The sequence below is a fragment of the Roseateles agri genome (assembly GCF_034043675.1).
Lineage (GTDB): Bacteria > Pseudomonadota > Gammaproteobacteria > Burkholderiales > Burkholderiaceae_C > KK5.
The window spans coordinates 340,456-365,117 of record NZ_JAXCLA010000002.1 but is presented as its reverse complement, the minus strand read 5'-3'; the positions used below and the strand labels follow the sequence as shown (position 1 = coordinate 365,117).

The 24,662-nt window shown below is 61.1% G+C and carries 18 protein-coding genes; 9 read left to right on the top strand and 9 right to left on the bottom strand.

Going from position 1 to position 24,662, the window contains the following annotated elements:
- Positions 1–6 precede the first annotated feature (6 nt).
- The 3 genes from SNE35_RS05855 to SNE35_RS05845 are packed head-to-tail and all read left to right on the top strand — an operon-like array spanning position 7 to position 2,304.
- Positions 7–303, top strand: coding sequence for an iron uptake protein (locus tag SNE35_RS05855; RefSeq protein ID WP_320421928.1), 297 nt, complete (start codon positions 7–9; stop codon positions 301–303).
- A gap of 17 nt (positions 304–320) precedes the next feature.
- Positions 321–1,997: a PepSY-associated TM helix domain-containing protein gene (locus SNE35_RS05850; protein ID WP_320421927.1), complete on the top strand. Its 1,677-nt coding sequence runs from the start codon at positions 321–323 to the stop codon at positions 1,995–1,997.
- Between the two features lie 7 nt (positions 1,998–2,004).
- Positions 2,005–2,304 carry a DUF3325 family protein gene (locus SNE35_RS05845; protein ID WP_320421926.1) on the top strand — a complete coding sequence of 100 codons (300 nt, stop codon included), beginning with the start codon at positions 2,005–2,007 and terminating at the stop codon, positions 2,302–2,304.
- Here SNE35_RS05845 and SNE35_RS05840 read toward each other — a convergent pair whose 3' ends face one another.
- Entirely contained in the window at positions 2,305–2,742 is a 438-nt protein-coding gene (locus SNE35_RS05840) for a response regulator (RefSeq protein WP_320421925.1), read from the bottom strand. It lies immediately after the preceding gene.
- Positions 2,743–3,060: 318 nt separating this feature from the next.
- Here SNE35_RS05840 and uvrA point away from each other — a divergent pair, with 318 nt between their 5' ends.
- From uvrA to SNE35_RS05810, 6 genes are all read left to right on the top strand, one after another.
- Entirely contained in the window at positions 3,061–8,703 is a 5,643-nt protein-coding gene (uvrA, locus tag SNE35_RS05835) for an excinuclease ABC subunit UvrA (RefSeq protein WP_320421924.1), read from the top strand.
- A gap of 48 nt (positions 8,704–8,751) precedes the next feature.
- Complete coding sequence (locus SNE35_RS05830) at positions 8,752–9,693, top strand: peptidoglycan-binding protein (RefSeq protein WP_320421923.1); 942 nt, start codon at positions 8,752–8,754, stop codon at positions 9,691–9,693.
- A 74-nt stretch (positions 9,694–9,767) separates the two neighbouring features.
- The gene (locus SNE35_RS05825; RefSeq protein WP_320421922.1) at positions 9,768–10,364 is read left to right on the top strand and encodes a hypothetical protein; all 597 of its coding nucleotides are present in this window, start codon (positions 9,768–9,770) and stop codon (positions 10,362–10,364) included.
- Positions 10,365–10,476: 112 nt separating this feature from the next.
- Entirely contained in the window at positions 10,477–10,986 is a 510-nt protein-coding gene (locus SNE35_RS05820) for a GNAT family N-acetyltransferase (protein ID WP_320421921.1), read from the top strand.
- The gene (locus SNE35_RS05815; protein WP_320421920.1) at positions 10,983–11,363 is read left to right on the top strand and encodes a hypothetical protein; all 381 of its coding nucleotides are present in this window, start codon (positions 10,983–10,985) and stop codon (positions 11,361–11,363) included. The genes SNE35_RS05820 and SNE35_RS05815 overlap by 4 nt, the downstream gene beginning before the upstream one ends.
- A gap of 135 nt (positions 11,364–11,498) precedes the next feature.
- Positions 11,499–12,707 (top strand): ammonium transporter, encoded by a 1,209-nt coding sequence (locus tag SNE35_RS05810; protein WP_320421919.1) that lies wholly within the window; start codon positions 11,499–11,501, stop codon positions 12,705–12,707.
- Between the two features lie 7 nt (positions 12,708–12,714).
- On the opposite strand, the gene SNE35_RS05805 is transcribed toward SNE35_RS05810, so the two are convergent.
- From SNE35_RS05805 to SNE35_RS05770, 8 genes are all read right to left on the bottom strand, one after another.
- Positions 12,715–13,704, bottom strand: a complete 990-nt coding sequence (locus SNE35_RS05805; protein ID WP_320421918.1) for a hydroxymethylglutaryl-CoA lyase — start codon at positions 13,702–13,704, stop codon at positions 12,715–12,717.
- Positions 13,701–14,903, bottom strand: coding sequence for a CaiB/BaiF CoA transferase family protein (locus SNE35_RS05800; RefSeq protein WP_320421917.1), 1,203 nt, complete (start codon positions 14,901–14,903; stop codon positions 13,701–13,703). Before SNE35_RS05800 ends, SNE35_RS05805 begins: the two co-directional genes overlap by 4 nt.
- 19 nt (positions 14,904–14,922) lie before the next feature.
- Complete coding sequence (locus SNE35_RS05795; protein ID WP_320421916.1) at positions 14,923–16,248, bottom strand: MFS transporter; 1,326 nt, start codon at positions 16,246–16,248, stop codon at positions 14,923–14,925.
- Between the two features lie 680 nt (positions 16,249–16,928).
- Positions 16,929–18,656 (bottom strand): hypothetical protein, encoded by a 1,728-nt coding sequence (locus SNE35_RS05790; RefSeq protein ID WP_320421915.1) that lies wholly within the window; start codon positions 18,654–18,656, stop codon positions 16,929–16,931.
- A 465-nt stretch (positions 18,657–19,121) separates the two neighbouring features.
- Positions 19,122–20,756 carry a hypothetical protein gene (locus tag SNE35_RS05785; protein ID WP_320421914.1) on the bottom strand — a complete coding sequence of 545 codons (1,635 nt, stop codon included), beginning with the start codon at positions 20,754–20,756 and terminating at the stop codon, positions 19,122–19,124.
- A 13-nt stretch (positions 20,757–20,769) separates the two neighbouring features.
- Complete coding sequence (locus SNE35_RS05780; protein WP_320421913.1) at positions 20,770–21,792, bottom strand: toxin-activating lysine-acyltransferase; 1,023 nt, start codon at positions 21,790–21,792, stop codon at positions 20,770–20,772.
- Between the two features lie 24 nt (positions 21,793–21,816).
- Positions 21,817–23,175, bottom strand: coding sequence for a TolC family protein (locus tag SNE35_RS05775; RefSeq protein WP_320421912.1), 1,359 nt, complete (start codon positions 23,173–23,175; stop codon positions 21,817–21,819).
- 64 nt (positions 23,176–23,239) lie between these two features.
- A complete protein-coding gene (locus tag SNE35_RS05770; RefSeq protein ID WP_320421911.1) occupies positions 23,240–24,658 on the bottom strand; it encodes an HlyD family type I secretion periplasmic adaptor subunit in 1,419 nt (472 codons plus the stop codon).
- Between the last annotated feature and the right edge of the window lie 4 nt (positions 24,659–24,662).

Genomic DNA, 24,662 nt, shown 5'->3' with positions numbered 1-24,662 from the left:
ACCTCCATGACCGCCATTCCCCGCCCGCTCCAGATTGCCTCTCGCATCGCCGCCAGCCTCGTCGGCGGCTGGGTCTTCGTCTGGGGCCTGGTCATGCTGGGCATCGGCGCGCTGCTGCGCGGCGGCGTGCCTTATGAAGACGCGCAGACGGCGATGTACCTGCTGGCTTTCCTGGTCTACCTGGTGGCCTTCTGCTGGACCTTTGCCGCTGCCAGCGCCTGGCGCGTCTGGCTGGTGCTGATCGGCGGCGGTGCCTTGATGACCGCCGTGGGCAGTTGGCTGGCCGGCCCGGCAGCGGCCTGAACTCGGGAGGCCTGCGCATGTTCCCGAGCTTCCGCCTGGCGATGAGCTGGCTGCACACCTGGTTCGGCCTGGTGCTGGGCTACTTGCTGATCGTCATCTTCTTCTTCGGCTCGCTGTCGGTGTTCGACCGCGAATTCGACCGCTGGGCGATTCCCGACACCCGCTTTGCCGCCCAGCCCCTGCCGTCCTACGACCGCATGCTGGCGCCGATCTTCGCGCGCATGACGCCTGAGGCCGACGAGCTCGAAGCCGCACGCGGGCGCGTGAAGACGCCGCTGCCCGAGACCCTGAAGCCGCTCAACTGGAGCGCCTACACGACGCACCGCGACCCGGTCGTCGGCCTCTATGCCGAGTACGCCGTGCCCGGCAATCCGGACGACCCGGAGGACCATGTCCACGGCCACGTCACCGTCGACCCGCGCAACGGCCGGCTGCTGCGCGACGACCAGCTCAAGATCGGCAGCGAGTTCTTCTACCCGATGCACATCGGCCTGCACATCACGTGGAAGAACCTCGGCTACTGGATCGTCGGCCTCGCGGCGCTGGTGATGCTGGCGGCGCTGGTGTCCGGCGTCGTCATCCATCGGCACCTGTTCCGCGAGTTCTTCACCTTCCGGCCGAAGAAGCACATCCAGCGCAGCACGCTGGACCTGCACAACCTGACCGGCGTCGTCGCGCTGCCGTTCCATTTCTTCTTCGCGCTGACCGGCCTGACGATCTTCGCCGCCATGTACCTGCCGGTGTCCGAATCGATGCTGAAGCCGCAGGCCACCGCCGCCGCCATGGCTGAGGCGCAGGAGAAGCACCTGCCCTACACGGCCGCGGGCGTGCCGGCGCCGATGGCGTCGGTCGACGCGATGGTCAGCGAAGCGAAGCGCCGCTGGGCCGCGCACGACATGGCCGGCGAGGTCGGCTACCTCTACATCAGCCACCCCGGCGACCGGAACAGCTACGTGAGCATCTACCGCGGCGGCAGTGACCGCGTCGCGCTGCTGGGCCAGGCCATCCACTTCGAGGGCACGACCGGCCGGGTGTTGTACGAGGAGCCGCAACCCTCGGCGGTGGCCAAGATCAACGAGTTCCTGACGGGCCTGCACCTGCAGCAGTTCGAGCACTGGGCGCTGCGCTGGTTCTACCTGTTCGGCGGCCTGGCCGGCTGCGCCTGCATCGCCACCGGCTTCCTGTTCTTCGTCGAGAAGCGCAAGCGCAAGCATGCGGCGCAGGGCCACGCCGGTGCGCGCTGGGCCGATGCGATGGCCGTCACGACGGTGACCGGCATGCTGGTCGCCGCGCTGGCGATCCTGGTGGCGAACCGGCTCCTGCCGGAAGACCTGCCGCTGCGCGGCGACTGGGAGAAGCGCACGTTCTGGACCGCGTGGCTGCTGTGCTTCGCCCATGCCGCCTGGCGCAGCCGGCCGATGCGGCAGGGGCTGCCTTCACCAGCCTGGTTCGAGCAATGCTGCGCCGTCGCGGCGCTGGCCTTCGCGGCCGTGGTGCTGAATGGGATCACGACGGGCGACCATCTGCTCAAGACGCTCTTCGTCGAGCGCTATTGGCCCGTCGCCAGCGTCGACCTGGCCCTGCTGGCCGTCGGCCTGCTGGCCGCTGGCGTGGCACGCCGGCTTAGGCAACGCCGGCCGGTGGCCGAGGCGCATGTGCGCGCCACCAACGCGGGGCAGGCCCATGCGTCATGAGTCCCTGATGATTTTGGCGGCGCTGCTGGCGAGCCTGGCCGGTGCCATCTGGCTGGCGGCCTCGCTGGACGCGCACTGGCAGCAACTGCGCGGCCGTGATGCGGCGGCAAGCCCGCGTCAGGTCGCCTTGTTGCGGGGGCTGGGCGCGGCGGCCTGGTTGTTCGCGCTGTTGCTCTGCTGCCGCGCCGACCACGCGTCGATGGCCGTGCTGGTCTGGATCATGTCGATCTCGGCCGCGTCCTGCGCGGCGGCCTTTCTGCTGGCATGGCGGCCCCGAGCCGTGGCCTGGCTGCTCGCCTGGGCCTGATCAGCTCGACGGCAGCGTCAGCCAGCGGCCCAGCCGCGTGCGCAGCGCCGAGAAATCGAGCGGCTTGGTCAGGTGCTCGTCCATGCCGGCGGCCATGCTGGCGGCCACGTCGCTGTCCAGCGCATGCGCGGTCAGCGCCAGGATCGGGAAATGGGCCAGGGTGCCGGCGCGCTGCTGCTCGCGCAGGCGGCGCGTGCATTCGAGGCCGTCCATGCCGGGCATCTGGATGTCCATCAGCACCAGGTCCGGCACCGATTCGGCGCAGGCGGCCAGTGCCTCCAGGCCATTCTTGGCCAGCCGGGCCTGCACGCCCATCAGGCCGAGGAATTCCAGGGCGACAACCTGGTTGATGTGGTTGTCCTCAACGAGCAGTACCACCGGTTTCGCCTGCGCCGCAGGTTTCATTGCCGGCGCCGGACTTGTTTCGCTGTTGGCCACGATTTGTTCCATCCGTTTCCTCGCCTGCGGACCAGCCGCTGTTGCGTCCCAGGCGTATGTGCGCACTGACGGCGCACTTCGGCCTCCCTGTATGCACTACCGGCAATTGCCGGGCCCGATACCGTTGATCGGCTCGAATGCGGAGCATTGTTGCCTCTGGCGGGACCCCGCGCAACGACCGCCTGTCGGCCCGAAGCGCCGCGTTCGCCCCATCGATCCGCCCGATTTTCTCCTTTTTCGGACCTCCTCCCTGCTGACAAGTCTTGGCCCCCGGTCTTCCTAGAATGTCCGGTCCCGTTTCTGCAGCAGGCAGTCAGCATGTCGTCGTCCAACGAAGGTCTCATCCGCATCCGCGGCGCCCGTCAACACAACCTGAAGAATCTGGATCTCGACATCCATACCGGTGAGCTGACGGTGGTCACCGGCCCCAGCGGTTCCGGCAAGTCCAGCCTCGTGTTCGACACCCTCTATGCCGAGGGACAACGGCGTTATGTCGAGACCTTCTCGGCCTACGCGCGCCAGTTCCTGGACCGCATGGACCGCCCGGCCGTGGACAAGGTCGACGGCGTGCCGCCCGCGATCGCGATCGACCAGACCAACCCGGTGCGCACCTCGCGCTCCACGGTCGGCACGATGACGGAACTGAACGACCACCTGAAGCTGCTGTTCGCCCGCGCGGCCGAGTTGTTCGACCGGCAGACCGCACAGCCGGTGCGTCACGACAGCGCGCAATCGATCTACGCCGAGCTGATGGAGCGCACGAAGGCGGAGGATCCGCGCCTGGTGCTGACCTTCCCGGTCGAGCTGCCGGCGAACACGAGTGCCGAGCAGGTCGAGCAATGGCTCTCGGCCAGCGGCTTCACCCGCGTGCAGGCCGAGCGCGAGGCGAACGGCCGCAAGCTGCTCGACGTCGTGGCCGACCGCTTCCGCCTGCAGGGTGCCGACAAGCAGCGCGCGATGGAGGCCATCGAGCTGAGCCTGAAGCGCGGCGGCGGGCGGCTCACCGTCCATGTGGTGCCCGCCGAGGGTGAGGCCGCCGAGATCTGGCGTTATTCCACCGGCCTGCACTGCCCGGACAGCGACATCCGCTATGCCGATCCGCAGCCGCCGCTGTTCTCGTTCAACTCGGCCATGGGCGCCTGCGACACCTGTCGTGGCTTCGGCCGCGTGATCGGCGTGGACCTGGGTCTGGTGATCCCCGACGAGAAGAAGACCTTGCGCGGCGGCGCGATCAAGACCCTGTCCACGCCTGCCTGGAAGGACAGCTTCGACGACCTGCTGCGCTACGCAGGCGACGCCGGCATTCCGCGCGACACCGCCTGGAGTCAGCTCTCGCAGGCCCAGCGCGACTGGGTCATCAACGGCTCGCCCAACTGGACCGGCAGCTGGAACAAGCAGTGGTACGGGGTCAAGCGTTTCTTCGAGTACCTGGAGAGCAAGGCCTACAAGATGCACATCCGCGTCTTGCTGTCCAAGTACCGCAGCTACACGACCTGCCCGACCTGCAACGGCGCGCGGCTGAAGACCGAGGCGCTGCTGTGGCGCGTCGGCTCCAAGGCGCTGGCCGACTCGGTCCTGCCGCCTGAATTGCGCGTGATGCCCGCCGGCGTGAGCTGGAGCCGCGATCAGCTCGAAGCGCTGCCCGGCCTCTGCTTGCACGACATGATGCAGCTGCCGATCCACCGCCTGCGGCGCTTCGCGGACGAGCTGCAGCTGCCCAGCACGATGCTGGACGAGGCGCTGAAGCTGCTGCTTGACGAGATCCGCAACCGGCTGAAGTACCTCTGCGACGTCGGCATCGGCTACCTGACGCTCGACCGGCAGAGCCGCACGCTCAGCGGTGGCGAGGTGCAGCGGATCAACTTGACGACGGCGCTGGGCACCTCGCTGGTGAACACCCTGTTCGTGCTGGACGAGCCCAGCATCGGCCTGCACCCGCGCGACATGGGCCGCATCGTCCAGGCCATGCACCGCCTGCGCGATGCCGGAAACACGCTGGTCGTCGTCGAGCACGATCCGGCCGTGATGCTGGCCGCTGACCGGCTGATCGACATGGGCCCGGGCCCGGGCGAGAAGGGCGGCGCCATCGTGTTCGACGGCACGCCCGAGTCGATCCGCGCGGCGGACACCTTGACCGGCGCCTACCTCGGCGCGCGCAAGCACGTGGGCATGGGGCTCAAGCGCCTGGTCGACGGCAGCACGCCCAAGCTGATCCTGGAAGGCGTGCGCGCGAACAACCTGAAGAACGTCTCGGTCGAGTTCCCGCTGCAGCGCATGGTCGTCGTCACCGGCGTCTCCGGCTCGGGCAAGAGCACCTTGATGCAGGACGTGCTCTACCCCGCGCTGGCCCGCCATTTCGGCCAGCAGACCGAGGCGCCCGGCGTGCACGACCGCCTGCTCGGCGCCGACTGGCTGGCCGACGCGGTCTTCGTCGACCAGTCGCCGATCGGCAAGACGGCGCGCTCGAACCCGGCGTCCTACGTCGGCGCCTGGGACGAGATCCGCAAGCTCTTCGCCGACACGCCGATGGCCAAGGAGCGCAGCTACACGGCCGGCATGTTCAGCTTCAACGCCGGTGACGGCCGCTGCCCGACCTGCGGCGGCTCGGGCTTCGAGCACGTGGAGATGCAGTTCCTCAGCGACGTCTACCTACGCTGCCCGGACTGCGACGGCAAGCGCTTCCGCGCCGAGATGCTGGATGTGAAGCTGCACCGCGGCACGCGGGAGATCAGCGTTTCGGATGCGCTTGAATTGACCGTTAGCGAAGCCGTTGCTCTGTTTGCCAACGACCGCGAGGTCGTCGCCAAACTGCAGCCCATCGTCGACGTGGGCCTCGAATACATCAAGCTGGGCCAGCCGGTGCCGACCTTGTCGGGCGGCGAGGCGCAGCGTCTGAAGCTGGCCGGCTTCCTGGCCGAAGCGGCATCCAAGCCCCGCCAGGCGCTGGCGAAGAAGGGCACGCTGTTCCTGTTCGACGAGCCGACCACAGGCCTGCACTTCGACGACATCGCCAAGCTGATGCGGGCGATGCGAAAGCTGCTCTCAGCCGGGCATTCGCTGATCCTGATCGAGCACAACCTCGACGTGATCCGCGCCGCCGACTGGCTGGTCGACCTCGGCCCGGAGGGCGGCGAGGACGGCGGCGAACTGGTCTGCCAGGGCACGCCCGAGGAGGTGACGAAGCACCCGACATCGCACACCGCCCAGGCGCTGCGCGAGTACGCGCTGCACATGGACCGGCCGGCGCTGGCGGTGGAGGAGGGCCGGCCGCTGCAGAGCATCGTCCGCGCCAGACGCAAGGCGAACGACGACGCGATCCGCATCGTCAATGCACGCGAGCACAACCTGAAGTCGGTGGACGTGGCGATCCCGCGCGGCAAGTTCAACGTGATCACCGGCGTCTCCGGCTCCGGCAAGAGCACGCTGGCCTTCGACATCCTGTTCAACGAGGGCCAGCGCCGCTATCTCGAATCGCTGAATGCGTATGCGCGTTCGATCGTGCAGCCGGCGGGCCGGCCCGAGGTCGACGCGGTGTGGGGCATCCCGCCGACGGTGGCCATCGAGCAGCGCCTGTCGCGCGGCGGCCGCAAGAGCACGGTGGCGACGACCACCGAGGTCTGGCACTTCCTGCGCCTGCTCTACGTGAAGCTGGGCGTGCAGCACTGCGTCAACGACGGCACGCCGGTGCGGCCGCAGAGCGTCGAGTCGATCGCCGCGCAGCTGCTGCGCGACTACCGCGGCAAGCACGTCGGCCTGCTCGCACCGCTGGTCGTCAACCGCAAGGGCCTCTACACCGACCTCGCCAAGTGGGCCAAGGCGCGCGGCCACACGCACCTGCGCGTGGATGGCGAGTTCCTGCCGACGACGCCCTGGCCGCGGCTGGACCGCTTCAAGGAGCACACGCTGGAGCTGCCGGTCGGCGACCTGATGATCCAGCCGGAGAACGAGACCGAGCTGCGCGAGCTGCTCGCCAAGGCCCTGGACCTGGGCAAGGGTGTGTTGCACCTGCTGTCGCCGCTGGACGAGCTGCAGGCCGCCATCAGCGCCGGCCGCTCGACCGCTGGCATCGGCAGCACCAAGGTCTTCTCGACCAAGCGCGCCTGCCCGACCTGCGGCACCAGCTACCCGGAGCTGGATCCGCGCATGTTCTCGTACAACTCCAAGCACGGCTGGTGCACGCACTGCGTCGGCACGGGCCTGGCGCTGACCCGCGAGCAGCGCAAGGCGTTGGACGATTCCGTCACCGAGAAGGACAACAAGGGCCGCGAACAGAGCTTCCCGGCCGAGGAGGCCGAGATCGAGGGCCTGGCGGACCAGCCCTGTCCCGCATGCCACGGCGCGCGGCTGAACCCCGCCGCCTGCGCCGTGACCTTCGAGGCGCAGGCGATCAGCACCGTAGCCGGCTGGAGCGTCAAGCAGGCGCGCGAGTGGGTCGACGCGCTGGACCTCGTCGGGCGCGACGCCGACATCGCCCGCGACGTCGTCACCGAGATCCAGGGCCGACTTGAATTCCTCGAGGAAGTGGGCCTCGGCTACCTGACGCTGGACCGAGCGGCGCCCACGCTGTCCGGCGGCGAGGCGCAGCGCATCCGCCTGGCGGCGCAGCTGGGCAGCAATCTGCAGGGCGTCTGCTACGTGCTGGACGAGCCGACGATCGGCCTGCATCCGCGCGACAACCAGATCCTCTTGAAGGCGCTCGGCACCTTGGGCGACAAGGGCAACACGCTGGTCGTCGTCGAGCATGACGAGGACACGATCCGCCGTGCCGACCACATCATCGACATCGGTCCCGGCGCCGGCAAGCGCGGTGGCGCGGTGGTCGCGCAGGGCACGGCGGCCGAGCTTGCCGCCGTGGCCGCATCGGTTACCGGCCGCTTCCTGGCCAAGCCGCTGGTCCACCCGCTGCAGGAGCGCCGCGAGATGTTGCGCGACGCGCCGAAGCTGCGCGTCAGCGACGCGACTCTGCACAACCTGCAGCACGTGACGATCGACGTGCCGCTGCACCGGCTCGTCGCCGTCACCGGCGTTTCCGGCTCCGGCAAGAGCACCCTGGCGCGCGACGTGCTGCTGGCGAACATGGCGGTGGCCGTGCCGCTGCGCAAGGCGCCCTCGCGCTGGATCGGCTGCGCCGGCATCGAGGGCCACGAGCAGGTGGACCGCGTGCTGGAGGTCGACCAGACGCCGATCGGCAAGACGCCGCGTTCCTGCCCGGCCACCTACATCGGCTTCTGGGACGCGATCCGCAAGCTGTTCGCCGAGACGCTGGAGGCCAAGGCGCGCGGCTACGCGTCCAACCGCTTCAGCTTCAACACCGGCGAGGGTCGCTGCCCGGCCTGCGAGGGGCAGGGCATGCGGACGATCGAAATGAGCTTCCTGCCCGACGTCAAGGTGCCTTGCGACCAGTGCCACGGCGCGCGCTTCAACCCGGAAACCCTGGGCGTCACCTGGCGCGGCAAGAGCATCGGCGACGTGCTGCAGATGGAGGTGGACGAGGCCGTCGAGTTCTTCGCCTCGATGCCCTCGATCGCGCATCCGCTGAAGCTGCTGCAGGACGTGGGCCTGGGCTACCTGACCCTGGGCCAGCCGAGCCCCACGCTCTCGGGCGGCGAGGCACAGCGGATCAAGCTCGTCAGCGAACTGGTCAAGGTGCGCGACGACGTGACCCGCCGCGGCCAGAAGGCGCCTCACACGCTCTACGTGCTGGACGAGCCGACCGTGGGCCTGCACATGGCCGACGTCGAACGCCTGATCCGCGTGCTGCACCGGCTGGTGGCCGGCGGCCACTCGGTCGTCGTCATTGAGCACGACCTCGACGTGATCGCCGAGGCCGACTGGGTGATCGACCTGGGCCCCGAAGGCGGCACCGCCGGCGGCCGTGTCGTCGTGGCCGGTACGCCGGAGCAGGTGGTGGCCTCGGGCAGCCATTCGGGCCAGGCCCTGGCGCCCGTGCTCGCCCGGTAGTCAAGCTTGTGGATGTCGCGGCGAATGATCGCCGCGACATTCCACTCCATGAGCCTCACCCCCACCCAGGTCCGCGCCGCCCAGGCGATCGTCAACATCTTCGAGACCGGCAGCGTGCGCGGCGACTACGGCAGCGTGACGGTGCTGAGCGGCGATACCGGCCACCTGACCTACGGCCGTTCGCAGACAACGCTGGGCTCTGGCAACCTCAACACGCTGCTGACGGCGTACTGCGGCAATGCCGGCGCGCGCTTCGGCGCGCGGCTCAGTCCCTGGCTGCCGCGCGTGGAGCAGCGCGACCTGGCGCTGGACACGGAAACCAAGCTGCAGAACCTGCTGCGCGCCTGTGCCGACGATCCGGTGATGCGCGACACGCAGGACAGCTTCTTCGACGAGACCTACTGGCAGCCCGCCGCCCGCGCGGCGGAGAAGCTGGGGCTGACCACCGCGCTGGGCACGGCCGTCGTCTACGACAGCTGGGTGCACGGCTCCTGGGCGCGCATCCGCGACCTCACGATTGCAGCCCAGGGCCAGCCCGCCCAGGCGGGCGAGCGTGCGTGGGTGACGGCCTATGTGGCGCAGCGCAAGCAGTGGCTGGCCACGAACGCCAATGCGCTGCTGCGCAAGACGGTCTACCGGATGGAAGCCTTCGAGCGGCTGATTGCCCAGGACCTGTGGGGCCTGCCGCTGCCCTTCGTCGTGCGCGGCAACGAGATCGACCTGACGGCCCTGCAGGCCACGCCGGCCGGCTGCTACGACGGCCCGCAGCCGGGCACGCGCTCGCTGGCGCTGGTCAGCCCGATGGCCCGCGGCCTGGACGTGCGCCTGCTGCAGCTGGGCCTGTCCGACCAGGGCATGGCCGTCGTCGCCGACGGCGTGTTCGGCAAGACCTCCAGCCAGCTGGTGCGGGACTTCCAGACCGCGCAAGGCCTGGTGGCCACCGGCGTGGCGGATGCGGCGTTGGTGAGCCAGTTGGCGGGGCTGAGCTGAGGACCGGTGCGCAACCCCGATGGGCAGCGCACGGCATAACGGCTAGCATCGGCTGACACAACAAGGGGACCCACATGCCGATCAAGACCGTGGCCGTGTACGCGACCGAAGTGTCCAAGATGAGCTTCGCCGAGATCAAGAAGGACAACACCCTGTTCAATGCCGTCAACAAGGCGCTGACCAAGGGCCTGGCGAAAGAGCAGTTCAGCTACCTGAACGAGAAGAATCGCGACCCCGAGCACCTGTACACGAAGTTCGTCAAGGACAACGACGTCAACATCGCCTCCTCGCTCCAGAAGGAACTGGCCGACGCGATCAAGGCCGAGGACAAGAGCAAGGCGAAGAAGGCCGTCGGCAAGATCGACGACGAGTGCGAATCGCTGCTGAAGACCAATATCCGGCCGAAGATCGTCGACGACGTGTCCTTCAAGACCTGGGTCGAGCAGCAGAACGAGCCCGAGATCAAGAAGATCGCAGCCAGGAACGCCAGCGCGGACAGCAAGAGGCTGGGCATCAAGGACAAGGACTTGCTCGAGACGGCTATCGCCTCGATGCTGCGCGGCGACAAGGCCGATTCGCTGAAGGCGCTGACCAAGCTGGCCAAGGAAGAGCAGTTGAAGGACAAGGCGGCGGACATCCTCAGCGCGCTGGAGAAGGCCGGCCTGGCCTGACACGATTTCGCGGGTGTTGCTTACACCCACTTCAGGGTCAGTGCCGCTGCCGGAAGGCCCGCGCACTGGAGTAGATTCATCGACAGTTCACGAATTCGTAGTAGGAACCGTCATGACCGCCTCGCTTCGCCCTTCCGAGCCCGCCGATTACCCGCTCATTGCCTCCTGGGTGGCCGACGCCACCGCCTGCCAGCGCTGGGCTGGCCCCCGCCTGCATTTCCCCTTGAAGGGCGAGCGCCTGGCCCAGGACCTGGCGGTGCCGGGCAGTGGCGCCGTCAATATGACGATGGTCGACAAGGACTACGGCGGCGCCTGCGGTTTCGGCCAGTACTGGGAGGCCACGCCGGGGCAGGTGCACCTGGGCCGCATCATTGTCTCGCCGAAGCTGCGCGGCACGGGCCTCGGCAAGCAGCTCGGCCAGTTGCTGGTGGCGGCCGCGGTCAAGGACACCGGCGCCGGCACCGTGACCCTGCGGGCCTACCGCGACAACACCGATGCGGTCCGGATGTACGCCAAGCTCGGCTTCGTGCCGGTGCCTTCGTCGTCGACGGAGGAGCTGGTGTTCATGAAGCTGCAAGTGAAGCGCTCGGCCTCGGACGACACCCTGCGTCGGCTCGCGTGAGGGTTGTCCTCTTCGCCGTAGCGCTTTTATCGGCCGCGGGAGCGGTACAAGCCGTCAACTACACGCCGACCGCCCACGGCTTCGCCAGCTTCGACACCGATGTGGCGATCTGCTCGAAGAACGAGCCGGGCCGCCGCAGCGAATTCCAGCGCCGCCTCGATCCGGTGCGCGCCTGCGGCAAGGTCGACACCAAGCTGGCCGCGGAGATCCGGGCCTCGGCCGCCTACAGGCAGGACTTCCATCGCCAGATGAAAGCCTTCGCCGACGAGGGGGCCCACAGCCGGGAGCGGATCAACGTCTACTGCGACACGGCGCTCGCCAACGTCGAGCAGTTCTGCGCGCGCAGCATGGGCCCGCCGCACGAGCACACGCCCTGAGCCCGCAGGGCGAAATCACCGATCGAGTGCATCCATCCACCTGGAGCCCCAATTTGGCCCACATGTTGCTGTAACTTGGTGCGACCCCTGTTGGGGTCTTGTCATGCACCAACTTAAGCAATTTTTGGGGTCGTAATGGGTTTTGATGCACTGAAGCAGGGCGCAGACGTCCTGTTCATTCTGCTGGGCGCCATGATGGTGCTCGCCATGCACGCGGGCTTCGCCTTTCTTGAGCTGGGCACGGTCCGTCGCAAGAACCAGGTCAATGCACTGGTCAAGATCCTGGTGGACTTCTCCGTGTCGACGGTGGCGTACTTCATCGTGGGCTATGCGGTCGCCTACGGCACGCACTTCATGGTCGGTGCCGACCAGCTGGCGCAGAAGGGCGGCTACGAACTGGTGCGCTTCTTCTTCCTGCTGACCTTCGCCGCGGCGATCCCGGCCATCATCTCGGGCGGCATCGCCGAGCGCGCCAAGTTCTGGCCGCAGCTGTTGGCCACCGCCGTGATCGTGGGTTTCGTGTATCCGTTCTTCGAAGGCATCGCCTGGAACCGGCACTTCGGCTTGCAGGACTGGCTGGCCGCGAGGACCGGCGCGGAGTTCCACGATTTCGCCGGCAGCGTGGTGGTCCATGCGGTCGGCGGCTGGATCGCGCTGCCGGCCGTGTTCCTGCTCGGCGCCCGTGCCAACCGCTATCGCAAGGACGGCGGCATGTCGGCCCATCCACCGTCGAGCATTCCCTTCCTGGCGCTGGGGGCCTGGGTGCTCTGCGTGGGCTGGTTCGGCTTTAACGTGATGAGCGCGCAGTCGCTGGAGAAGATCTCGGGCCTGGTGGCCGTCAACTCGCTGATGGCCATGGTCGGCGGCACCTTGGTGGCGCTGGTGGCCGGCCGCAACGATCCGGGCTTCGTCCACAACGGGCCGCTGGCCGGCCTGGTGGCCGTGTGCGCGGGCTCCGACCTGATGCACCCGATCGGCGCGCTGGTGGTGGGCGGCATCGCCGCGGCGATCTTCGTCTTCATGTTCACGCTGACGCAGAACCGCTGGAAGATCGACGACGTGCTGGGCGTCTGGCCGCTGCACGGCCTGTGCGGCACCTGGGGCGGCATAGCCGCCGGCATCTTCGGCACCAAGGCGCTGGGCGGCCTGGGCGGCGTCAGCTTCTCGGCCCAGTTGATCGGCACCTTGGCCGGCGTGCTCTGGGCACTGGCCAGCGGCTTCGTTGTCTACGGCCTGCTCAAGCGCACGCTCGGCCTGCGCCTGAGCCAGGAAGAGGAGTTCGACGGCGCGGACCTGAGCATCCACAAGATCAGCGCCACGCCGGAGCGTGAGGTCAGCTGGTAAGTCAGGCTCAGGCCCGTCCCAGCGCGCGTTCGCGGATCGCCTCGAAGTCGGCCGGCCGCGGATGCAGGTCCAGCCGGCGGCCGGCCTTGACGATCTGGCTCGGGATGTCGTGGCCGAGCAGCGGCGGCAGTCGCTTCGCCGCGCTCACGAGCCGCTCCAGGTCCACGCCGCAGTCGTAGCCCATCAGCGCCAGCGCGTGGACGATCTCCTCGGTGCAGACATTGCCGCTGGCGCCCGGCGCGTAGGGGCAGCCGCCGATGCCGCCCAGCGAGGCGTCGAAGCGGTCGGCCCCGGCATCGATGGCGGCCATCACATTGGCCAGGCCCAGGCCGCGGGTGTTGTGGAAGTGCAGGGTCAGCTCCGTCTGCGGCCAGCGCGCGCGGAAGGCGCGTGTCAGCGCGGCGACCTGTGTGGGGAAGGCCATGCCGGTGGTGTCGCATAGCGTGACGCCGCCGGCGCCCAGTTCCTCGATGTAGCGGGCGCACCAGTCGAGCACGGTCGCCTCCGGCACGTCGCCTTCCATCGGGCAACCGAACACGCAGGACAGCGAAACGTTCACCGCCGCGCCGGCCTGCCGCGCGAGCGCGCTCACCTCGGACAGCGCCGCGAACGACTGCGCCCGCGTCATCCGCAGGTTGGACAGGTTGTGGCTCTCGCTGGCCGACATCACGAGGTTGAACTCGTCGGTGTTGGCATCGATCGCGCGCTCGGCGCCGCGGATATTGGGCACCAGCGCGCTGTAGACGACGCCCGGCACGCGGGTGATCTCGCGCATCACCTGCTCGCCGTCGCGCAGCGCGGGGATCGCCTTCGGCGACACGAAGGAGGTGACCTCGATCTTCGCCAGGCCCGTGGCCGACAGCGCATCGACCAGCGCGATCTTGTCCTCGGTCGGCACGAAGGCCTCCTCGGCCTGCAGCCCGTCGCGGGTGCCGACTTCCTGGATGTGGATGCGGCGGCCTTCGCCGTTCCAAAGGCTCACGGTGCCGTTGCTCATGCCACCACCTTGCTGGCGCGCAGCGCCGCGATTTCCAGCGCCGAGAAACCAGCCTCGGCCAGCACCGCATCGGTGTCGTCGCCCAGGCCCGGCGCGGAGGAGCGGATGCCGCCCGGCGTGCCCATCAGCTTGGGCACGATGCCGGGCACTTCGAGCTCGTGGCCGTCGCGGGTCTGCTGCTTGAGGATCATGTCGCGGGCGCGGTAGTGCGGGTCCTCGGCGATGTCCTTGGCGGTGTAGACCTTGCCGGCCGGCACGCGGGCCTCGCCCAGCCGCGCGAGCACCCGCTCGACCGGCTGCTCCAGGGTCCAGGCCTCGATGGCCGCATCGATCTCGGCGACGCGGGCCACGCGGCCGGCGTTGTCGGCCAGCGCGGGATCGTTGCCCAGGTCTTCCCGGCCGATCGTCTGCATCAGGCGCTTGAAGATGCTGTCGCCGTTGCCGGCGATCAGCACGAAGCCGTCGGTGCAGCGGTAGGCGTTCGACGGCGCGATGCCCGGCAGTGCGCTGCCGGCCGCCTCGCGTACCGCACCGAAGGCGCTGTACTCGGGGATCAGGCTCTCCATTACGTTGAGCACCGCCTCGTTCAGCGCCACGTCGATCACCTGGCCCCGGCCGCCGTTGACCTTGCGGTGGTACAGCGCCGTCAGGATGCCGATCGTGCCGTGCAGCGCGGCCAGCGTGTCGCCGATCGAGATGCCGCAGCGCACCGGCACGCGGCCGGGCTCGCCGGTGAGCTGGCGCAGGCCACCCATGGCCTCGCCGATCGCGCCGAAGCCGGGCAGGTCGCGGTAGGGACCGGTCTGGCCGTAGCCGGAGATGCGCAGCATGATCAGGCCGGGATTGAGGGCCGACAGCGTCTCGTAGTCCATGCCCCAGCCTTCCAGCGTGCCGGGGCGGAAGTTCTCGATCAGCACGTCCGCTTCCTGAATCAGCTTGCGGGCGATGTCCTGGCCCTCGGGGTGGCGCAGGTCCAGCGCGATCGAGCGCTTGTTGCGCGACTGCACCTGCCACCAGACGGAGGTGCCGTCCTGGATCAGCCGCCAGTTGCGCAGCGGGTCGCCGGCGCCGGGGGCCTCGATCTTGATCACCTCGGCGCCGAACTCGGCCAGCGTCTTGCCGGCGAAGGGGCCGGCGATCAGCTGGCCCATCTCGATCACGCGCAGGCCTTGCAGCGCGGCGGGCGTGGTACTGCTCATGGTGTGTGTCTCTCCGGAATCAACGGGTTTCGCGATGCTTCAGGCCGGCGGGCAGGGCCCACATCAGGATAGCGGCGCACAGCAGGCTCAGCGCGGCGATCACGTAGAGCGCAGGCGTCGTGCTGCCGCTCAGATCCTTGATGCGGCCCACCATCACCGGGCTGACGATGCCGCCCAACTGACCCAGCGTGTTGATCAGCGCGATGCCACCGGCCGCCGCGGCGCCGGTCACCAGCTTGGGCGGCAGCGCCCAGAAGGCGGGGATCGAGGCGACCACGCCGGTACCCATCACGGCCAGCGCCAGCACCACCATCACCGTGCTCTTGTCGAACACGCCGGCGACGACGAAGCCCACCGCGGCCAGCCCGATCAGCGCCGCGACGAAGCGGCTGCGCTGGCCGCTGGCGTCCGACATGCGACCGACGACGACCATCGTGATCGCGCCGCACAGATAGGGCACGGCGGTCAGCAGGCCGATCACTGTCGGGTCGGTGGCGCCGGAGGCGCGGATCAGGTGCGGCGCCCAGAAGTTCAGGCCGTAGGAAGCGATCTGGATCAGGAAGTAGATCAGGCCCAGCATCAGGAAGCCCGGCGACTTCAGCGCGCCCAGCAGCGAGTGGTTGCCGATGTGGCGGTTTTGCTCGGCGATGCGGCTGGACAGCAACTGCTGCTCCGCCGGCGTCAGCCACTGCGCATCCTGGATGCGGTCCTTCAGCAGGCCGTATACCAGGCCACCCAGCGCGATACAGGGCAGGCCGCCGACCAGGAACAGCCAGTGCCAGCCGGCCATGCCCATCAGGCCGTCCATGTGCTTGAGCACCAGGCCCGCCGTCGGCGCGCCGAACAGGCCGGCGAAGGCCGAGGCGAGGAACAGCATCGAGGTGATGCGCCCGCGGTGCGCAGCGGGGAACCACAGCGTCAGGTAGTACAGCACGCCCGGCGCGAAACCCGCTTCCATCGCGCCGATGATGAAGCGCAGCAAGTAGAACTGCCAGTCGGTGTTGACGAACACCATCAGCGCCGTGGCGATGCCCCAGGACACCATGATCCGCGTGATCCAGCGCCGCGCGCCGACCTTGTAGAGCATCATGTTCGACGGCACTTCCAGCAGCACGTAGCCCAGCGAGAACAGGCCAGCGCCGAGGCCGTAGGCGGTATCGCTGAGGTGCAGGTCGCTCTGCAGCGCGAACTTGGCGAAGCTGATGTTGATGCGGTCGAAGAACGCAAACAGGTAGCACACCATGATCAGCGGCATGATCCGCCAGGCGACCTTGCGGACGACGCTCTGTTCGTCGGCGGATGCAGCAGCAGCGCCGGCACTGCCGGCGGATATCGAGATGGCCATGGTCTTGTCTCCGTAATGTCCGTTCTGTGCGGCCATTCTGGAAGTCGGGCCGCCGCGGCGGAATGACGGTGTTTGCCAAGCAGCTTTCGTGGATGGTGAAAGCGGGGGAGGGTTTGCCCTTGGGTGGTTGGCGTAGATCGCTAGATGCTGCTGACATCTCCTTGGCGAGCGAAAACTGATTGCCGCATCACGGCACGTTCGACTGGCTACTGGCCGCAGGGTGTCACAGGCGATACCGTCGCACGCTGTGCCGTGCGAACCAGCTACAACGTCCGCGGGCTCACTGCGAGCGGTGCTCCGTCCGGGCTTCGAGGGCCTTGCCGCACCTGTATTCGCTGTGCCCGTCGTGCCAGCTCTCGCACTCGCTCGCTAGAACTTAAGCGATTATTAGCTCGGCCGACCGTCCGCGGCATGTCGCGGGCGCTTGAAGACGCCTGAGGAGCCTTTGAGCACTTCAGACCCCTAGCGGTACCCGGCGTTCGTAAAGTGGCGACTTACCCAATCGTCGTTCACCCTGTTGAGGGAATTTTTCTTGAACGCGACGAGTAGCATCAATTTCGCCATTTCTACCAAGCTCCCTTATCCTTGACGGTTGAGCGCTACAGTCGTCCGTATCAAGCTCTGATACGGCAGAAAAACGACGAGCTATTAAAAGATGCGTGTTTGCGCATACTATCGGATCAATATTTTCTAGGGTAGTTGCCCTGCAAGTGCGGAGCAACTCTGATTTTTTCCAGAAGCGAGGTCAAGAATGGAAAAATCAGCCATAAAACTCCAATGAGTGCGCCCGGAATAAAGTGCTTAAATAGAGATGCAAGAGTTAATGCTAATCCAAAAATCAGGGCAGGAGTAAATGTCCAAAAATGATACCTCTGGGTGGATTTCTCAATCTTAAATTCAGCCATTGCCTTCCACTGCAACCGAAAACGTCCACTTATAAACATTCGCCAAAACGAACGCGTTGCGGCATCGACAGCCATCACAACGTGAGCCGGGAGGGCCATCAGAAAAAAAGTAGCCCCCAAAAGTACGCAAAATGTTCTGCTATGCCAAGCTTCCTCTTCGCCGCGCAAGTATTTTGATAAAAAAGTGATGAAAGCGAGCAAAAATTCCAGCGCCAAGACGATCAAAAGGAATGTCTTGCCCCCTTTACACAGGCAAGAAATCCATATGAGGATCATTAAGAACGGAGCATGAATAGATCGCATTATCAAGTCAAAAATCGTCCATGCGCCAACGAATCCCACACGAAATCTTCTAAGTGATTTGAATTCTCTTATTGAATAGCGAATGCTCGAAGGTAGACTCCACGGAATATTCTGCCAATCACCTCGATACCATCTGTGCAGGCGCACGCACGCTTCCTCAAAAGATTCCGGATTGGATTCGAGTATGCATGATTCGTCGATTGTCAAAACGCGCACATGAATGCTCTCCAATACGTCATGACTAAGTATCCAGTTGCTCGGAAAAACATTTTCCGTCCGCGCATTGAAGTCGCGAACCTTGTAGAGCCCCTTTCCAACAAACTTACTGTGACCAAAGATTCCTTGCAATATGCTCAATGGAGGGAATGGCGATGTTGTTAGCCACTGGTAAACACTTTTTGGCTCATTAAGGCACCTTCTTACACCTGGTTGAATGATGGTGTACTCAGAGTTTGAGGGCAGCGCAGCGGTTGATATGAGCCCCTTGGCGACGCCTTCAGGGAGGACCGTATCTGCATCAAGTGTAAGAACATAGTCGACGTTTGCAAGGAGTGTCAGATCGCATTTGACAATGTCAAATTCGCATTCTGCCGAGTCGACCAGGAATTTATTGAGCGCCTCTAGCTTCCCTCTTTTTCGTTCACGACCCATCCATGCAGATTCGGCCGGCGCCCAGATCCGCTGTCTAACCAAAATACCAAAAACATTGCAATATTCTTGATTCAGCTTGTCAATGCCATGCATAGCTCGCTCTAAGAGGGCGGCATCCAAATTCAAAATTCCCTCATCCATCCTTTTAGCATCAGCGAAGTCAGCCAGCAATATGAACGCCGCTACATCGGATTTAGAGGAGTTGTAGTGATCTAGAAGCGACTGAAGTAGCGAATCAATCACGCGGTTTGAAGAAAGCAGGCAGGGAATTACAACAATTGTCTTTCGCGGACTAGAAATGTCAGCCTCAAGATTGAATCGTGTAGCCTCGTTTCTGAATAAGGTGGCCGCACAGAGGGTGGTAAAAGCACCTGCGTAGTTAAAACCAGTAACCAACAAACATAACGCGGCAATTGAAGTGACAACCAGACTATTCGCTGGGGTGAATTTGATTGCTAGTGTGAATGCCGTAATCCAAAGTACCATTGTGCATGAAAGGTAACATATTGCTCTAAAGCGATATTTTCTAACAACATCGGGGCGAATCAATGTGTGCTCCAGTTTTGTGTGTTGTCAAATATTCAGCAGTTTTGTCAGATGTGCAAGAGACGGCAAATGAGCTGCGCGAGACAGTGAATTTTCGACGAATATGGTAAATTTACAGAAAGTAGGACGGGCTAGTCGTAGGCGCCACAAACTGGATTTTCAGATGCGCTAATCGGGTTATTTTGTTCAATCACATTTATACAGAAAAATTTGTATAATAAAAATCAGAGTTGGACTTGACGACATCTCGGCGGGGATGCCCTGACTGCAAGCGACGCTCGACTTGATACATGACGGCCGCCTCTCCTCTTACAGCGGCTTTCCTCTCAGTCAAAAAAAATAGCTTTGACAACTCGATTCCCCTATATCCTCGTCTTGCGATACTGGTATTTCTCGACTGCTCTCAACTGTTCGAATTGCCGGCGAAGCTGGTCAATCTTCCAGTGCAGCGCTCTCGCATGCTTGTAGCTAATCGAGCGGATTTGCGACTGTGATGTAAGACTTTGAATGGCGCTCTAGCACTTCCGTCTGGCTGTCGGTATACATGTTCACCAGTTGAACGAAACTATCTCCATCGCTAATCCTAAACCCGACGATCGACTGCGCATCAAAATCAATCTTGCTATCTACGCGCGCCGCAAGAACCTCATTCTGAATTAACGAAGTCACGCCGTCTTGGTTGAGCATGTCCTTTTGATACAGATCTTCAAGGCTGTCATAAATACGCCATCTCAATGAATCTCTGTCAAGTCGTGCTCTGTCTTTGCAGCGCCAACGACAACGTTGCTTCCAAATCAATGGATAGTCAATACTCGCTGGAAATAGTTGCCCCATTTTCAGAATGTCAGCTTTGAGCGGGCTCAAATGCCATGGAGGTGTTTCGTCCCAGATTCTGATCAGATCGAACGACAGTTTTCCTACCTCTCCCCCAAACATTGCAACATGTTCGGTTCTGTAATGCGATATTAGAATATTTATCGAACGTGCAATCGAGTTGCTATTTTGGGATGCCAGCGCCTTCTCAGCCTGATGTCCTGTTAGTCCGCATAGACGAAGCAATTCAATAGAGATGGTGTGAAAATAATTGCCATGAGCCTCTTTGAATATTTCTTCAGAAATGCCGCTTTCGCCCTTTGAGTTGCTCGTGTTCTTGCAAACGAAAGTAACAAGCACACGCACTTCTTGAAGCATTCTAAATATTTCCTGGCCCGTGGCGGGAATATCCAATTGCGTGCATATTTGGGCTAAACTTCGTAGTGCCGAGGCGCCTCCAAAGTCGACCATTTGCCCAGAAATTGAGATATTAGATGGACTCGGCCCTCCAAGACTAATTCTGTGAATATATGCATAGGCCAGTTGCTTCGCCCAGCGATTTGCCAAACTTCGAACCAAGCCCAGACCGGCTTCAGGCCCGTTTAATAAGCTCAGCTTCTTGAGCATTAGTTTTACGCGTTGAGAGTCTAGTGACCCCTCGCATGGATTCATGCTCAGGAACATTGGGGCTCGCATAAAGTGCGCGGGTCGCAAGAAGCTTGGCCGAACCATCAGCGATCTGCGTTCGAAAACACGGCGGCGACCAGCATCCCAAAATTCGACTTGGCCCGTGTCCAAAATTGCCAGCGTTGGAATTGCTCCATAGGGGAACTCCGCATCGACTAGCTCCCCGAAGATTGTTTCGCGAATGCATTCTTCAAGGAAAAAATCACCAGAAATGTGCGTTGTGCTTTTAGAATTTCCAACCAGTGGCGTACGACCAATGCCCTTAATTGAGTAGCCGTCAATAACGCATGCTCGACCACTGCCGCCATTGTTTCCAATTCCTGATCCGCCGTACCTGTCCGCGATTCCGACACTAGAGCGGCTTGCAATATTTTCGGAAAATGCATGGAAAATTCTTTTCGCACACGTTTCCTTTATGTGGTCGACATACTCATTCGGTGCCAACCGTGAAGCTGGTGTGGGATCTATTTTTGAATACCGTGGATTGATCCACAGCACGCGAGCGTTCGGAAGGTGAGTGAGTCTTACTGCTAAGTGCCCCATGCTTTCGGAAAAAAATTCACTCGAAAGCTCAGAACTTAACATCCCGTCTATTGGATTCATGTCAAGGATCCATCTACCAGTTTTCGACGACCTGGATAAACCTGTTTATCTCCCTTAGATCTTGCTCTCGGTCTCTTGAATAAACTTGCCAAGTATTTGACCCTTCTAGGGGAAGAAAGCCGATCTCATTGATTTCCGGAAATAAATTGTGAGCCAGATCATCAAAAACTTGATGCTGCCATTCCAATCTGCTTACAACATCGGCCACGAAAAAGGTACGGCCGTCGTTCCAGTCATGCAAATGCGTGGGTCGACGAAAATTATTCGCCTCATCAGTAGTTTTATCTCCCCACATCCAACTCAAATAGCCAACTATTTCGTTTTGTTCATTTAAATAAATTTTAAATTGACCAAGCGCAATTGAATATTTGATTCGTTCACTAATGGTGGCTATGCTTAGAATTGAATGAAATTTATTCTGGGATAAGAATTTCAAAAGTCGCCCAGAGAATGTGTATGTGAGGAATTTACTCTCAATCTCTTTTTGAAATGGATGAGCGTCTCGAAATAAATCAATTGGCGGTAGCAAACTTGTGCGGCGCTCAACTTTTCTTTTTAACAGGATTAACTTATTTTTATTGTAAGACCTTACAGAGTTAAGCCGACCTTTGTCTCTTATGTAGCGAACTTCCGTCGCCGAGTTTGCAAATATTTGAATAGAATTCGCAATTATTTCTAGAAACAGGCCGTGATTTGCCTGAAAATCAAGGCACCATAGCTTTCCGGGGCGCCTGAATGATTCCGGAGTGACTGGAAATCTCCGATTTTCCAAAATGTCGTTGTGAGCAGCATCATCTAGTTCGGAACAAATCGCATGGCCCGCCCGGCGACCGAATTTATCGAAGAAAACTTGCAGATCGTCGCGACTCAGTAGAGCTTCGATAAGTGATAGATATGGTTGAAGAGCGATTGAGTTCCAATTTGTATTATCACAATGAATTTCAAAAAAGCAGCCCAGCATTGAATCCGCAAAGTTGACGTTCAGGCCGAAGTTGAACTCATCAAATAGCCGCCTTGCCGTAATTAGCTCTTTCATTTGCTGTTTTTATTCGTTAAGGTGCTAGAGATCCGCCGGCAGATATCCAATTTGCAAACAGTATTTCATATACTTATCAGGCAAGTTTGCTTGACTGTTAACCATCTGACGCGCTGCCGATATATAGGCATCTTGGGCGGTATTGAACTCGCTTACACTGCCAAGGCCGTTGCGATACCGCTCTTCTGCCGCTTCGAGTGATTTCTTCATTTGCTCAAGCATTTGCGAGCTAACACTCTTCTCATGAGCGGCCTCTCTAAGGTCTTCGGCGGCGGAAACAGCGGCTTCTATCAGAGCCTGTTTGACTTCGTCCTCGGCCGCCATCGCCTTGTTCAACTCCGCGAGGGCCTTCGACAGCCGCGCATTCTCACCTCTGTCAAATATAGGAACTGATATTTGTAGTTGGACGCTCCATTCGTATATTTTCCCAGAGAGCGGGGGAGAGCCCGGATTTGAAGTTATCGGCTGTCCGTTATAATTCAACGCAGAGTTAACGGCCACGGTGGGATATGCTTCGGAGCGAATTTGTTCATATCGCGCTCTCGCAGCCTCAGTTGCGCTTTTTGCGCTTAGGTAGTCCGGGTGACGATATACTTCATTTTCCGGGCCAAATTGCAAGAGAAATCTATCGATATCCCCTTCGGAAAGGAGACTTTGAAGATTTGTAGCTAGCTTGAAATCTGCGCCTATTCCAAGACTTGACGCTAATCTACTGCGAGAAAATCGGACACTAAGATTCGCTGAGTCGAATGTACTTTTTGCACGAATTAATCCGGCCTCGGCGGCAATTTTTTCGACTAAAGTAGCTGTGCCCGCCTTCGAACGAGATGTGGCCATCTTCAACGTACTTTCAGCAAGGGAAACGAGTTCGCGCAAATAATCTGTCGCGAGAATCTCGCTGTATAGCTTAAAATAGTCGCCGGAAAGCTTTTTGAAATTTGATAGCAATGCGGACTGATAGTCGAAACGGCTACCATCTAATTTCGCGGCCGCTGCTTTCTGTCCGGCCTTTTGATGACCGAAATCGTATGCCGTCCAGGAAAGATTGACGGACATGCCAGGTCCGTTCGTTTTATGAATATTGCTGAACTCCGGGATGTCGGAAATTTCCGTCCATCGCTTGCCATCGTTGTACTGCGCCGATGCTTTGAGGATTGGATAGGCCTCAGCCTTGGACAACTCTAGTTCGCTCAACGCTGAGTCAATTGCGGCCTTCTTGCCGGCTAAGACACCATTGCGACACAAGCTAAGGCGAAGGGCCTTAAATAGATCTATTGAGCCTCCAGTCTCAACGTCACAATCGACACCAACTTGCGATCTTTCCTGCACCCGGCGCAGCTCGTTGTCTCGGGATTGGGCAGATGAAGTAGTAGCAAATGCCAAGACCAAAATGCCGGCCAGGAGGTGTATCCACTTCGTGTATGAGCGGCGATATGGATGCAAATGCCTATCTTTCTCCAAAGCTAGCTCCCACTCCGTCGGAAAGCGGATCTAAGAAATATGATGCAACGGTGCGCTTGCCAGTTAATATTTCAGCCGTCACGTTCATGCCAGCACTTAGCTTCAATGCTGTTCCGCGATACTGAATGTTGGTTTGATTGAGTGGGATGCGTACTAGAAATCCACGCCCATTCTTCTTGTCGGCAACGCTGTCTGCGGAGATAGATTTCACTATTCCTGTCAAATACCCATATCTCGTAAATGGGTAGGGTTCCAACTTGACTTTGGCTTGTTGGCCAACGTTAAGAAAACCAACATCCTTATTTTCCACGAATACTTCGGCTTCCAAAGATTCGTTGGGTACTATTCGCATTACCACTTGTCCAGCATACAGTGTTCCGCCAATAGTATTCGCGGATATCTGTTGTACCATTCCAGAAATTGGTGCTTTGATCTCGGTTTGTGACTTTCGAATTGCCAATTTACTTAGCTCAGCTTTTATCGCTATCTCGTCGTGCTGCGCCTTAGACAAGCTGTCATAGAGCTCTTTTCGAAGCTGGAATTGCAGTTGCTCGGCCTCGATGTCTGTTTTCTTTAGCGCATCTTGAAGTTCACCTTCGCGACTCCTTATTACCTCCAGCTCACTTCTTGCGGAAATGAAATTCTGTTTCTTGTCTAACATTTCAAGGGTGCTGGCATATTGCTTTAGTTGCATGTCCTGCACGATTAGAAACTGCGTCTCTAGCAGCGGAATTGTTTGCTGAAGTTTCTCTTCTTGGACTATTAGCGTCTTGAGTTCATGCCTTTTAACGTCCGAATCATTCTTGAGCGATTGAAGTTTTGAAATATATTCTTGGTATTGATTCCTAATAAGTTGTAACGTTGCTTTGTATTCATCCTCTGATACATTGCTCGGAAAGCGCATCCTATCTAATACTATCTTGCCCCCGGACATCATCGAGAGCATCGCATTTGCTCGAAATACTGCCAGTTGGGAATTTAGTAAATTCTCTTGAATACGAATTGTGTCCGCCGATACATTCGAGTCATTTAGAAAAACGAGAACATCATCTGCTTTAACATATTGACCTTCAACCACGTTGATCGCACGGATAACTCCAGACGTCGCAGATTGAATCTCTTTGGTTCGTCCAGTGGGAACTAGTTTTCCGTTGCAAATTGCAATAACGTCTAATTTTCCTAAAAAACTGGCCAATACTGCGCAAATAGCTATAGCTGCAATTAGTGATGCCAATATACGCGCGGCCGGGTTGGCCGGACGCTCTAGTAGCGCTAGGTGGGCTGGAAGGAAGTCAAGATCTGTAGATGAATCGAGCTTATTTGTTTCAGCAATATTTCGGCGCGATAGACTGACAATATCTTTGATGCGCTCGACAAAAATTGAACATCGAAACAGTAATCCCATGATT